Source organism: Escherichia sp. MOD1-EC5495, from assembly GCF_002965965.1.
GTDB classification, from domain to species: domain Bacteria; phylum Pseudomonadota; class Gammaproteobacteria; order Enterobacterales; family Enterobacteriaceae; genus Escherichia; species Escherichia ruysiae.
Window position 1 is genome coordinate 223,835 of the sequence record NZ_PTRI01000003.1, and the last position, 13,967, is coordinate 237,801.

Below are 13,967 nucleotides of genomic sequence, written 5' to 3' on the forward strand. Positions count from 1 at the left end.
AAAACTTAACCGTAAATATTGGCGCGATCGCGCAGTTCTTTTCCTGGTTTAAAGTGAGGAACGTATTTTCCTTCCAGTTCTACTTTATCACCAGTCTTCGGATTACGTCCGGTACGTGGTGCGCGGTAGTGCAAAGAGAAACTGCCGAAACCGCGGATTTCAATACGCTCGCCCTGCGCAAGAGTCGAGGCCATATGCTCCAGCATCTCTTTTACTGCATCTTCAACCGTCTTAGCGGGAATGTGCGATTGCTGGGTGGCAAGTCTTTCTATCAATTCTGACTTGGTCATGATTCCTCCGGTTCCTTAAAGGCAAATTAAGCGGCTGCTGTTGCTGCATTGATTAAGGGCGGCCGTAGCCGCCCTTAGTGCTTGATTACAGGACGAAACCTGCAATCTGTCAAGTAAACTCAACAAACTTCGGAATAAAAATCCCGAAGAGTCAGAGAATTACTCGCCTTTAGCTGCTTTGAAAGCTTCAGCCATTGCGTTGTTGGAGAAGTTTGCATCTTCCTGTTTGTTAACAGTTGCGATTGCATCTTTCTCGTCAGCTTCGTCTTTCGCACGAACAGACAGGCTGATTGCGCGGTTTTTACGATCAACGCCGGTGAATTTAGCTTCAACTTCGTCGCCAACGCTCAGAACCAGGGTAGCGTCTTCAACGCGGTCACGGGATGCTTCAGAAGCACGCAGGTAACCTTCAACGCCGTCAGCCAGTTCTACGGTTGCGCCTTTAGCGTCAACTGCAGTTACTTTACCAGTTACGATAGCGCCTTTCTTGTTCAGAGCAACCCAGTTGTTGAACGGATCTTCTGCGAGCTGTTTAACGCCCAGGGAGATACGTTCACGTTCTGCGTCAACTTGCAGAACAACTGCAGCGATTTCGTCGCCTTTTTTGTATTCACGAACTGCTTCTTCGCCTGCAACGTTCCAGGAGATGTCAGACAGGTGAACCAGGCCGTCGATGCCGCCGTCCAGGCCGATGAAGATACCGAAGTCAGTGATAGACTTGATTTTACCTTCAACACGGTCGCCCTTGTTGTGGGTTTCCGCGAACTGCTGCCACGGGTTAGCTTTGCACTGTTTCAGACCCAGGGAGATACGACGACGTTCTTCGTCGATATCCAGAACCATAACTTCCACTACATCGCCAACGTTAACAACTTTAGACGGGTGGATGTTTTTGTTGGTCCAATCCATTTCGGAAACGTGTACCAGGCCTTCAACGCCTTCTTCGATTTCAACGAAGCAGCCGTAGTCGGTCAGGTTGGTCACGCGACCAGTCAGTTTAGTACCTTCCGGATAACGTTTAGCGATAGCTACCCACGGATCTTCGCCCAGCTGTTTCAGACCCAGGGATACACGGGTACGTTCGCGGTCGAACTTCAGCACTTTAACAGTGATTTCGTCGCCCACGTTGACGATTTCGCTCGGATGCTTAACGCGTTTCCAGGCCATGTCAGTGATGTGCAGCAGGCCGTCAACGCCGCCCAGATCAACGAATGCACCGTAGTCAGTGAGGTTCTTAACGATACCTTTAACTTCCATGCCTTCCTGCAGGTTTTCCAGCAGCTGATCGCGCTCTGCGCTGTTTTCGGATTCGATAACGGCACGACGAGAAACAACAACGTTGTTGCGCTTCTGATCCAGCTTGATTACTTTGAATTCAAGCTCTTTGCCTTCCAGGTGCAGAGTGTCACGCACCGGACGAACGTCTACCAGAGAACCTGGCAGGAACGCACGAATACCGTTCAGCTCAACAGTGAAGCCGCCCTTAACTTTGCCGTTGATAACACCGGTAACAGTTTCAGCATCTTCGTAAGCTTTTTCCAGCGTGATCCAGGCTTCGTGACGTTTAGCTTTCTCACGGGACAGCAGAGTTTCACCGAAGCCGTCTTCTACTGCGTCCAGAGCAACGTCAACTTCGTCACCTACCTGGATTTCCAGCTCGCCCTGGGCGTTTTTGAACTGCTCAGCCGGGATGGCAGACTCAGATTTCAGACCAGCGTCAACCAGTACTACGTCTTTGTCGATAGCAACAACAACGCCACGAACGATAGAACCCGGGCGGGTTTCGATTTCTTTTAAGGACTCTTCAAAGAGTTGAGCAAAAGATTCAGTCATGTTTAATCTTCAGGTTTATATTTAACGTCCACCTGGCTCCGTGCCGGATGGGGTTGTTTAACATACCCGCTGTCATTCCATTGCAACGGGGGTACTGCAAATTCGGTCGCTTATGCGAGAGCCAATTTTTGGCGCGCGTAGTGTAACGCTTTTTCAATTACTTGCTCAATGCTTAAGGTGGTGGAATCCAACACTAAAGCATCGGATGCCGGAACCAGAGGCGCTACCGCACGATTACGATCGCGGTCATCGCGTTCTTTGATCTCGGCCAAAAGGCGTTCAAAGTTAACACTAAAGCCCTTCTCCTGCAACTGTAGCATTCGGCGATGCGCACGTTCTTCCGAAGAGGCGTCAAGGAAAATTTTCACTGGCGCATCAGGGAATACAACTGTTCCCATGTCGCGGCCATCGGCAATCAGGCCTGGCAATTCACGAAACGCACGTTGGCGACGCAATAATGCTTCACGAACACGAGGAAATGAGGCGACTTGTGAAGCGGCATTCGCCACTTCCTGAGTACGAATTTCACCGCTGACATCTTCCCCTTCGAGGATCACTTCCAGATTGCCATTGGTCGACACAAAACGTACATCCAGGTGGGATGCTAGCGGCACCAGAGCGTCTTCTGACGCCACATCAACATGGTGATGTAATGCCGCCAGCGCCAGTACGCGATAAATTGCACCCGAGTCCAGCAGATGCCATTGCAACGCTTCCGCCATAGCCTTACACAAGGTGCCTTTCCCTGCACCGCTTGGGCCATCAATGGTAATAACCGGGGCAATTGCCGTCATCTTTATCTCCTTAAAACAGGCGTACCGTTAACATAACCGCGCGCATTATACGCGTCGGCGCCACAAATCGTTAACGTTGTGTGCAAAAACCAGTTTTGTCTGTATTCAGATGGGGATTTATTGCGCAATTATAGCGGGCTGGCAGAAGACCAGCCCGAAAGATGACAATGATTTACTTACCAGAGGCGATACGATCACGGATATGTTGCGCACGCTCTGTTGATGGTGGGTGAGAGTCAAACATGGACTGGGTACGACCGCCATCCAGGCTAGCCAGTTTTTCAAAGCTACCGACCAGTCCCTGGGTGCTGATGCCACGTTTCTTCAGCAGATCAAAGGAGAAATCATCTGCTTCAGACTCTTTATCGCGGGAGTATTTAGCATTGATAGCGCCTTCTGCGATATCACCTAATTGTGAACGGGAAAGCTGGGAAGCAACACCGCTGGTGGCGGAAATAGCATCACGTGCGGCAACGATCGCATAAGAGGCTTTCATTTCAGCCAGCGAGTGACCCAACGCAACGTGCCCCAGTTCATGACCCAGAACCCCTTCAATTTCGTTGTCGTTCATCATGTCCATCAGGCCACTGTAGACACGAACACAGCCGTTCGCCATCGCCCATGCGTTGACGTCGCTGGTCATATAAACCTTATAGTTGACCGGCGTGCCGTTAATATTGTTACCCAATGCTTTGGCGATTTTTGCCAGACGTTTACCGTACTTGCTGGATTTACTTGCGACTTGATTGCCGCTGTCCATTTCGGCACAGCCCTGATTGGCAATCGCTTTTGCATCGGCATCGTTTAACGTTGCTGCTTTATATGCATTTAAACCGGAGCTGATAGCCATATTGGTATCAATACCGTGGGTATTTTGACACCCTGTCAGTAATGCTGCAGAGGTCGCAATCGCCAGCAGTAATTTAGTATTCTTCATGTGAATCATCCGTTGATTAATCATATATAAATATTATGTATCAACAACTTACATTGACAGTTAACGCTACCATCAATAAAAATGGTTCACAATGTCCGAAAAAAAACGCCGACAATGCGCCGACGTTTTGATAAAGAAAGATTTGGCTATTTATTGCCCGTTCTTCATTCAGGCTGCCTGGCTAATCCGCGCCAGTTGCTCGAAATAATCCGGAAATGTTTTGGCCGTACATTTTGGGTCAAGAATCGTCACCGGCGTATCTGACAAGGCCACCAGCGAGAAACACATCGCCATGCGGTGATCGTTATAAGTGGCGATCTCGGCAAAGTTCAGTTTTTCCGGCGGCGTAATGCGAATGAAGTCATGCCCCTCTTCCACTTCAGCCCCCACTTTTCGCAGTTCAGTCGCCATCGCAAAAAGACGATCCGTCTCTTTAACGCGCCAGTTATAAATATTACGCAGCGTTGTGGTGCCTTTCGCAAACAGCGCCGCCGTCGCGATAGTCATCGCCGCATCGGGAATATGGTTCATATCCATATCGATAGCGTTCAGTTCACCACGAGTGCAGGAAATATAATCATCGCCCCAGCTAATGGCCGCCCCCATTTTTTCCAGCACATCAGCAAAGCGAATATCACCCTGCATACTGTTGCGTCCAATGCCGGTCACTTTTACAGTGCCACCTTTGATCGCTGCTGCGGCAAGGAAGTAAGACGCAGAGGAGGCATCGCCTTCTACCAAATAAGTCCCCGGTGACTGATAAGACTGCCCGCCTTTTACGACAAATTTTTGATAGTGCTGATTTTCAATTTCAACACCAAACGTCTTCATCAGGTTGAGCGTGATGTCGATATAAGGTTTAGAAACCAGTTCACCTTTAATACGAATAACCGTATCTTCCGGCGCAAGCGGCGCGGTCATTAACAGTGCGGTAAGGAACTGGCTGGAAACGGAGCCATCAACTTCTACGTTGCCCCCCACAAAACCACCCTGTAAACGCAGCGGTGGGTAGTTTTCTTGTTCCAGGTAAGTAATTTTCGCCCCGCCCTGGAGCAGCGCATCCACCAGATGACCGATCGGGCGCTCTTTCATACGAGGCTCACCAGTCAGGACAATATCATTACTTCCCAGACAAAGTGCTGCCGCCAGCGGGCGCATCGCAGTGCCCGCATTACCAAGGAACAACTCCAGCGCATTTTCTGCGTCTAATGGACCGCCGTTACCGATGATTTCGCAGCGCGTACGATCGGCAGAAAGCGTATAGCTCACCCCCAATGCCTGCAACGCATTCAGCATATGACGAACATCATCGCTATCCAGCAGATTGGTTAATACTGTTTTGCCGTGTGCTAATGCCGCCAGCAATAAAGCGCGGTTAGAAACGCTCTTGGAACCAGGCAGATTAATAGTGCCATCGACACGGGCGATGGGGTGTAACGTCAGGGATTCCATGAACTCAACTCTCTACAACAGAAATAAAAACCCCACAGGCTGGCTGTGGGGATTAAGCAAAATTTCGGCATTAGCCGTGACGGCGTTCGAACTCAACCATGAAGTCTGTCAGAGCTTTAACACCTTCCAGCGGCATCGCGTTATAAATAGACGCGCGCATTCCGCCGACAACACGATGACCTTTCAGCGCATGAAGGCCAGCCGCAAAAGACTCTTCAAGGAACAATTTGTCGAGCGCACTGTCCGCCAACTGGAACGGCACGTTCATCCGCGAACGGTTAGCTTTCGCCACATCATTACGGTAGAAATCGCTGTTATCAATCACGCCATACAGCAGTTCTGCTTTTTGCTGATTGATATTATCCATTGCAGCCACACCACCGTTCGCTTTCAGCCATTTGAAGACCAGGCCAGATAAGTACCAGGCAAACGTAGGCGGTGTGTTAAACATGGAGTCGTTATCGTTGAGGATGGAATAATCCAGAATCGACGGGCAGGCGATATTTGCTTTACCCAGCAAGTCTTCGCGAACAATAACGATCGTCAGGCCAGCCGGGCCGATATTTTTCTGCGCACCAGCGTAAATCACGCCGTAACGGCTGACATCAATCGGACGGGAAAGAATCGTTGAAGAGAAGTCGGCAGCGACCACCACATCTTTACCGAAGTCTGGCGTTTCGTCGATGGCGATACCGTCGATGGTTTCATTCGGGCAGTAATGCATATAAGCAGCATTATCAGAGAGTTGCCATTCACGCATTGGCTTAACCGCGCGCAGGCCATCAACAGTCACTTTGGCGTCAAACACATTTGGCGTGCAGTATTTTTTCGCTTCTTTGATGGCGCTTGCCGCCCAGTAGCCTGCATCAACATAATCTGCTGTGGTTTTATCACCAAGAATATTCAGAGGTACAGCAGCAAACTGACCGCGACCGCCGCCGTGGCAGAATAATACTTTGTAGTTGGAGGGGACGTTAAGAAGATCGCGAAAATCCTTCTCGGCTTCCTCTGCAACCTGAATGAACTCTTTGCCACGATGGCTCACTTCCATCACCGACGTGCCAAGACCGTTCCAGTCGCGCAGTTCCTGTTGAGCCTGTTTAAGCACCTCTGCCGGTAACATTGCCGGACCAGAACTAAAATTGAAGATTTGAGCCATTTCCCCTCACCACGTTGCGTTGCTATTAACCCCCGGTCAATCGATTGCGACCGCAGGTAATACGTTATTCCTGTGGCTATCGGTTTTATCATTCAGTGACACGCATCGCAATGGGTAAAACCGTTGCGCGCAAAAATGCGGCACGCGTCACACAATATAAAATCTCGAATCATTGTCAAAAAACCGATGTTTTTGCTGTCAGGTCACCCGTTTTACCCGACTTGCCTTCGTCCATTCTGGATTTGCACAGCGCGGACATAATTGTTTTTCACCCGCGTTCATGTGAATGATTTCACTGCAACGGATGCAGGCATAGTCCGCCGACTCCGGCACCACTTTATAACGTTGGGTACAATCACTGGGTAAAATAAGCAACCCCGGCTTCACCTTGTCATCTTCAAAGAAATAGACGCTGATTTCACCGTTGGTTTCAAGAATAGCCAGGCGTACCTGTCCAAGTTGTTCCACACCACGCAGTCGCAGCTCCATAAAAAACTCAAATTCCGTCATGTTGGAGTTATTGAGTTTCGACCAAGCCAGTTCGCCATCTTCAATAATGACAACCGGCTTGCCTTCCAGCAGATCTTCCAGTTTCTCACTGTGCGCCATCAGCCACATCACCAGGCGGTATAACAACGCCAGGGTAATGAAGACGATAAGCACCGGGATCATCGGCACATCGTCGTAAAACGCCACATCCCCTGCAGCTGACCCCAGCGTCAGAATGATTAACACTTCAAATAGCGACATTTGCCGCACTCCACGCCTTCCTGTCATTTTAAGAAACAGAAAGACCAGAACAAAGGTATAGAGGCTCCGTAGAGCGACTTCGCCAAGAAAATCCAGCGGCACTTTATCGAATGCCATACGGTGGAGATCGAACGCCTTCATTTTTATGCTCTTATCGTAATTTATCCGCTAAAAGCATAGTCAACAGTTCACCGGCGTGGCGGCGGTGATAGCGCCTTTGAGATAAAACCCGTATTATTGCGCGCTTTCCGTACGACTAAAGTGATTTTCATGACACAAACATTTATCCCCGGCAAAGATGCCGCCCTGGAAGATTCCATCGCTCGCTTCCAGCAAAAACTCTCCGACCTCGGTTTTCAGATTGAAGAAGCTTCCTGGCTGAATCCAGTGCCTAACGTCTGGTCTGTACATATTCGCGACAAAGAGTGCGCACTGTGTTTTACCAACGGTAAAGGCGCAACCAAAAAAGCGGCGCTGGCTTCTGCCCTGGGCGAATATTTCGAGCGTCTCTCAACCAACTACTTTTTTGCTGATTTCTGGCTGGGTGAAACTATCGCCAATGGTCCGTTCGTGCATTATCCCAACGAAAAATGGTTCCCACTGACAGAAAGCGATGACGTGCCGGAAGGCCTGCTCGATGACCGTCTGCGCGCATTTTACGACCCGGAAAATGAACTGACCGGCAGTATGCTGATTGATCTGCAATCCGGTAATGAAGATCGCGGTATATGTGGCCTGCCGTTTACGCGCCAGTCTGACAATCAGACCGTTTATATTCCGATGAATATTATCGGTAACCTGTACGTTTCCAACGGTATGTCCGCCGGTAATACCCGCAACGAAGCGCGCGTTCAGGGATTGTCCGAAGTTTTCGAACGCTACGTGAAAAACCGCATTATTGCTGAAAGCATCAGCTTGCCGGAGATCCCGGCAGAGGTGCTTGCACGTTATCCGGCTGTAGTTGAAGCGATCGAAACACTGGAAGCGGAAGGTTTCCCAATCTTTGCTTATGACGGCTCGCTTGGCGGTCAGTATCCCGTGATCTGCGTCGTACTGTTCAACCCGACCAATGGCACTTGTTTTGCCTCCTTCGGCGCGCATCCTGATTTTGGCGTTGCACTGGAACGTACCGTGACCGAGCTGCTGCAAGGTCGTGGCCTGAAGGATCTGGATGTGTTTACTCCGCCGACCTTCGATGATGAAGAAGTCGCCGAACATACTAACCTCGAAACGCACTTTATCGATTCCAGCGGTTTGATCTCCTGGGATCTTTTCAAACAAGATGCCGATTATCCGTTTGTGGACTGGAATTTCTCTGGCACCACTGAAGAAGAGTTTGCCACGCTGATGGCTATCTTCAACAAAGAGGATAAAGAAGTTTATATTGCCGATTACGAGCATCTGGGCGTTTATGCTTGCCGCATTATCGTGCCGGGTATGTCCGATATTTATCCGGCGGAAGATCTGTGGCTGGCAAATAACAGTATGGGCAGCCATTTACGTGAAACGATCCTTTCGTTACCAGGCAGTGAGTGGGAAAAAGAAGATTACCTGAACCTCATCGAGCAACTGGATGAAGAAGGTTTTGACGACTTTACCCGCGTGCGTGAGCTGTTAGGTCTGGCGACCGGACCAGATAACGGCTGGTACACTCTGCGTATCGGTGAATTAAAAGCAATGCTGGCACTGGCTGGCGGCGATATGGAACAAGCTCTGATCTGGACTGAATGGACGATGGAGTTTAACTCATCGGTGTTCAGTCCGGAACGCGCCAACTATTATCGCTGCCTGCAAACATTGTTATTGCTGGCGCAGGAAGAAGATCGCCAGCCGCTGCAATATCTGAATGCCTTCGTTCGTATGTACGGCGCAGATGCGGTAGAAGCAGCCAGTGCGGCAATGAGTGGCGAAGCGGCGTTTTATGGTTTGCAACCGGTAGATAGCGATCTGCACGCATTTGCGGCGCATCAGTCGTTGTTAAAAGCCTACGAAAAGCTGCAGCGCGCCAAAGCGGCATTCTGGGCAAAATAAAATCAAATAGCCTACGCAATGTAGGCTTAATGATTTGGCTGAGTTATATTACGGGGCGTTTTTTTAATGCCCCGCTTTACATATATTTGCATTAATAAAATAATTGTAATTACAAGGTTAAATATCGGTAATTTATATTTAATAAATACGATCGATATTGTTAGTTTATTTGCCTGTTGCTCCCTTTTAATTAACTGTTTTAGCGGAGGATGCGGAAAAAATTCAACTCATTTGTTAATTTTTAAAATTTATTTTTATTTGGATAATCAAATATTTACTCCGTATTTGCATAAAAACCATGCGAGTTACGGGCCTATAAGCCAGGCGAGATATGATCTATATCAATTTCTCATCTATAATGCTTTGTTAGTATCTCGTCGCCGACTTAATAAAGAGAGAGTTAGTGTGAAAGCTGACAACCCTTTTGATCTTTTACTTCCTGCAGCAATGGCCAAAGTGGCCGAAGAGGCAGGTGTCTATAAAGCAACGAAACATCCGCTTAAGACTTTCTATCTGGCGATTACCGCCGGTGTTTTCATCTCAATCGCATTCGTCTTCTATATCACAGCAACTACTGGCACAGGCACAATGCCCTTTGGCATGGCCAAACTGGTTGGCGGCATTTGCTTCTCTCTGGGGCTGATTCTTTGTGTTGTCTGCGGAGCCGATCTCTTTACTTCCACAGTGTTGATTGTTGTTGCCAAGGCGAGTGGGCGCATCACCTGGGGCCAGTTGGCGAAAAACTGGCTGAACGTCTATTTTGGCAACCTGGTCGGCGCGTTGTTATTTGTGCTTTTAATGTGGCTTTCCGGCGAGTATATGACCGCCAATGGTCAATGGGGACTTAACGTCCTACAAACCGCCGACCACAAAGTGCACCATACTTTTATTGAGGCGGTTTGCCTCGGTATCCTGGCTAACCTGATGGTATGCCTGGCGGTATGGATGAGCTATTCTGGCCGCAGCCTGATGGACAAAGCGTTTATCATGGTGCTGCCGGTCGCGATGTTTGTTGCCAGCGGTTTTGAGCACAGTATCGCAAACATGTTTATGATCCCGATGGGTATTGTAATCCGCGACTTCGCATCTCCGGAATTCTGGACCGCTGTCGGTTCAGCACCGGAAAATTTTTCTCACCTGACCGTGATGAACTTCATCACTGATAACCTGATTCCGGTTACGATCGGTAATATTATCGGCGGTGGTTTGTTGGTTGGGTTGACATACTGGGTCATTTACCTGCGTGAAAACGATCACCATTAATGGTTGTCGAAGTACGCAGTAAATAAAAAATCCACTTAAGAAGGTAGGTGTTACATGTCCGAGCTTAATGAAAAGTTAGCCACAGCCTGGGAAGGTTTTATCAAAGGTGACTGGCAGAATGAAGTAAACGTCCGTGACTTCATTCAGAAAAACTACACTCCGTATGAGGGTGACGAGTCCTTCCTGGCTGGCGCTACTGAAGCGACCACTTCCCTGTGGGACAAAGTAATGGAAGGCGTTAAACTGGAAAACCGCACTCACGCGCCAGTTGACTTTGACACCGCTGTTGCTTCCACCATCACTTCTCACGACGCTGGCTACATCAACAAGCAGCTTGAGAAAATCGTTGGTCTGCAGACTGAAGCTCCGCTGAAACGTGCTCTTATCCCGTTCGGTGGTATCAAAATGATCGAAGGTTCCTGCAAAGCGTACAACCGCGAACTGGATCCGATGATCAAAAAAATCTTCACTGAATACCGTAAAACTCACAACCAGGGCGTGTTCGATGTTTACACTCCGGACATCCTGCGTTGCCGTAAATCTGGTGTTCTGACCGGTCTGCCAGATGCTTATGGCCGTGGTCGTATCATCGGTGACTACCGTCGCGTTGCGCTGTACGGTATCGACTACCTGATGAAAGACAAACTGGCACAGTTCACCTCTCTGCAGGCTGATCTGGAAAACGGCGTAAACCTGGAACAGACCATCCGTCTGCGCGAAGAAATCGCTGAACAGCACCGCGCTCTGGGTCAGATGAAAGAAATGGCTGCTAAATACGGCTACGACATCTCTGGTCCGGCTACCAACGCTCAGGAAGCTATCCAGTGGACTTACTTCGGCTACCTGGCTGCTGTTAAGTCTCAAAACGGTGCTGCAATGTCCTTCGGTCGTACTTCCACCTTCCTGGATGTGTACATCGAACGCGACCTGAAAGCTGGCAAGATCACCGAACAAGAAGCGCAGGAAATGGTTGACCACCTGGTCATGAAACTGCGTATGGTTCGCTTCCTGCGTACTCCGGAGTACGATGAACTGTTCTCTGGCGACCCGATCTGGGCAACCGAATCTATCGGTGGTATGGGCCTCGACGGTCGTACCCTGGTTACCAAAAACAGCTTCCGTTTCCTGAACACCCTGTACACCATGGGTCCGTCTCCGGAACCGAACATGACCATTCTGTGGTCTGAAAAACTGCCGCTGAACTTCAAGAAATTCGCCGCTAAAGTGTCCATCGACACCTCTTCTCTGCAGTATGAGAACGATGACCTGATGCGTCCGGACTTCAACAACGATGACTACGCTATCGCTTGCTGCGTAAGCCCGATGATCGTTGGTAAGCAAATGCAGTTCTTCGGTGCGCGTGCAAACCTGGCGAAAACCATGCTGTACGCAATCAACGGCGGTGTTGATGAAAAACTGAAAATGCAGGTTGGTCCGAAATCTGAACCGATCAAAGGCGATCTCCTGAACTACGATGAAGTGATGGAACGCATGGATCACTTCATGGACTGGCTGGCTAAACAGTACATCACTGCACTGAACATCATCCACTACATGCACGACAAGTACAGCTACGAAGCCTCTCTGATGGCGCTGCACGACCGTGACGTTATCCGCACCATGGCGTGTGGTATCGCTGGTCTGTCCGTTGCTGCTGACTCCCTGTCTGCAATCAAATATGCGAAAGTTAAACCGATTCGTGACGAAGACGGTCTGGCTATCGACTTCGAAATCGAAGGCGAATACCCGCAGTTTGGTAACAACGATCCGCGTGTAGATGACTTGGCTGTTGATCTGGTAGAACGTTTCATGAAGAAAATTCAGAAACTGCACACCTACCGTGACGCTATCCCGACTCAGTCTGTTCTGACCATCACTTCTAACGTTGTGTATGGTAAGAAAACCGGTAACACCCCAGACGGTCGTCGTGCTGGCGCGCCGTTCGGACCGGGTGCTAACCCGATGCACGGTCGTGACCAGAAAGGTGCTGTAGCTTCTCTGACTTCCGTTGCTAAACTGCCGTTCGCCTACGCTAAAGATGGTATCTCCTACACCTTCTCTATCGTTCCGAACGCACTGGGTAAAGACGACGAAGTTCGTAAGACCAACCTGGCAGGTCTGATGGATGGTTACTTCCACCACGAAGCGTCCATCGAAGGTGGTCAGCACCTGAACGTGAACGTGATGAACCGTGAAATGCTGCTCGACGCGATGGAAAACCCGGAAAAATATCCGCAGCTGACCATCCGTGTATCTGGCTACGCAGTACGTTTCAACTCGCTGACTAAAGAACAGCAGCAGGACGTTATTACTCGTACCTTCACTCAGTCTATGTAATTAGATTTGACTGAAATCGTACAGTAAAAAGCGTACAATAAAGGCTCCACGAAAGTGGGGCCTTTTTTAGCAAGAGAGCCTTTTTTGTCAGCTATCTATACTTTAAGGTAACTGCCAAAACAGACTCGACGTAGCCTTCGAGCTGCGCACCAACACGGCCTCAGATGGGCCACATCTGGAGAAACACCGCAATGTCAGTTATTGGTCGCATTCACTCCTTTGAATCCTGTGGAACCGTAGACGGCCCGGGTATTCGCTTTATCACCTTTTTCCAGGGCTGCCTGATGCGCTGCCTGTATTGTCATAACCGCGACACCTGGGATACGCATGGCGGTAAAGAAGTTACCGTTGAAGATTTAATGAAGGAAGTGGTGACCTATCGCCACTTTATGAACGCTTCCGGCGGCGGCGTTACCGCATCCGGTGGTGAAGCAATCCTGCAAGCCGAGTTCGTTCGCGACTGGTTCCGCGCCTGCAAAAAAGAAGGCATTCATACCTGTCTGGACACTAACGGTTTTGTTCGTCGTTACGATCCAGTAATTGATGAACTTCTGGAAGTGACCGACCTGGTAATGCTCGATCTCAAACAGATGAACGACGAAATCCACCAGAATCTGGTAGGCGTTTCCAACCATCGTACACTCGAGTTTGCTAAATATCTGGCGAACAAAAATGTGAAAGTCTGGATACGTTATGTCGTAGTACCTGGCTGGTCTGACGATGACGATTCAGCTCATCGCCTCGGTGAATTTACTCGCGATATGGGTAACGTCGAAAAAATCGAGCTCCTCCCCTACCATGAGTTAGGCAAACATAAGTGGGTGGCGATGGGCGAAGAGTACAAACTCGACGGTGTGAAACCACCGAAAAAAGAAACCATGGAGCGAGTGAAAGGGATTCTTGAGCAATATGGTCATAAAGTGATGTTCTAAAACATCATGTGCAGGCTGAATTCCGACCTGCCCCCCCTTCCTTTAGTAGTAATCAGTAAATCAGCGTTGAGAACATGCTCGACGCTGATTTACTGGATTTAATTTCCGAGTTTTAACCTTCTGATTCTACCTCGTTACCAGTCGGCGTAAGGTATCAGCGGCTGCGGCGGTAAATCCATGTCGCCCTGC

The 13,967-nt window shown here is 49.3% G+C and carries 11 protein-coding genes; 4 read left to right on the forward strand and 7 right to left on the reverse strand.

Annotated elements, in window-relative coordinates:
* Window positions 1-5: 5 nt before the first annotated feature.
* The 7 genes from ihfB to BEG40_RS04340 form a co-directional block, all read right to left on the reverse strand.
* Window positions 6-290 carry an integration host factor subunit beta gene (gene ihfB, locus BEG40_RS04310; protein WP_000167336.1) on the reverse strand — a complete coding sequence of 95 codons (285 nt, stop codon included), beginning with the start codon at window positions 288-290 and terminating at the stop codon, window positions 6-8.
* Window positions 291-449: 159 nt separating this feature from the next.
* Window positions 450-2,123, reverse strand: a complete 1,674-nt coding sequence (rpsA, locus tag BEG40_RS04315; protein ID WP_000140327.1) for a 30S ribosomal protein S1 — start codon at window positions 2,121-2,123, stop codon at window positions 450-452.
* A 110-nt stretch (window positions 2,124-2,233) separates the two neighbouring features.
* Window positions 2,234-2,917, reverse strand: a complete 684-nt coding sequence (cmk, locus tag BEG40_RS04320; protein WP_105284942.1) for a (d)CMP kinase — start codon at window positions 2,915-2,917, stop codon at window positions 2,234-2,236.
* A gap of 172 nt (window positions 2,918-3,089) precedes the next feature.
* On the reverse strand, window positions 3,090-3,854 hold the full coding sequence (gene ycaL / locus BEG40_RS04325; RefSeq protein ID WP_105284943.1) for a metallopeptidase YcaL: 765 nt from the start codon (window positions 3,852-3,854) through the stop codon (window positions 3,090-3,092).
* Between the two features lie 168 nt (window positions 3,855-4,022).
* Window positions 4,023-5,306, reverse strand: coding sequence for a 3-phosphoshikimate 1-carboxyvinyltransferase (gene aroA, locus BEG40_RS04330; protein WP_000445175.1), 1,284 nt, complete (start codon window positions 5,304-5,306; stop codon window positions 4,023-4,025).
* A 70-nt stretch (window positions 5,307-5,376) separates the two neighbouring features.
* A complete protein-coding gene (gene serC / locus BEG40_RS04335; protein ID WP_000057144.1) occupies window positions 5,377-6,465 on the reverse strand; it encodes a 3-phosphoserine/phosphohydroxythreonine transaminase in 1,089 nt (362 codons plus the stop codon).
* A gap of 198 nt (window positions 6,466-6,663) precedes the next feature.
* Window positions 6,664-7,356 (reverse strand): DUF421 domain-containing protein, encoded by a 693-nt coding sequence (locus tag BEG40_RS04340; RefSeq protein WP_000642858.1) that lies wholly within the window; start codon window positions 7,354-7,356, stop codon window positions 6,664-6,666.
* Between the two features lie 129 nt (window positions 7,357-7,485).
* On the opposite strand from BEG40_RS04340, the gene ycaO reads away from it, so the two are divergent.
* The 4 genes from ycaO to pflA all read left to right on the forward strand — a co-directional run bounded on the left by ycaO (window position 7,486) and on the right by pflA (window position 13,778).
* Complete coding sequence (gene ycaO / locus BEG40_RS04345) at window positions 7,486-9,246, forward strand: 30S ribosomal protein S12 methylthiotransferase accessory factor YcaO (protein WP_105284944.1); 1,761 nt, start codon at window positions 7,486-7,488, stop codon at window positions 9,244-9,246.
* A 405-nt stretch (window positions 9,247-9,651) separates the two neighbouring features.
* Window positions 9,652-10,509 (forward strand): formate transporter FocA, encoded by an 858-nt coding sequence (gene focA / locus BEG40_RS04350; protein WP_000642546.1) that lies wholly within the window; start codon window positions 9,652-9,654, stop codon window positions 10,507-10,509.
* Window positions 10,510-10,563: 54 nt separating this feature from the next.
* Entirely contained in the window at window positions 10,564-12,846 is a 2,283-nt protein-coding gene (gene pflB / locus BEG40_RS04355; RefSeq protein WP_105284945.1) for a formate C-acetyltransferase, read from the forward strand.
* A 191-nt stretch (window positions 12,847-13,037) separates the two neighbouring features.
* Window positions 13,038-13,778, forward strand: coding sequence for a pyruvate formate lyase 1-activating protein (pflA, locus tag BEG40_RS04360; protein WP_000111043.1), 741 nt, complete (start codon window positions 13,038-13,040; stop codon window positions 13,776-13,778).
* The last annotated feature ends 189 nt before the right edge of the window (window positions 13,779-13,967 follow it).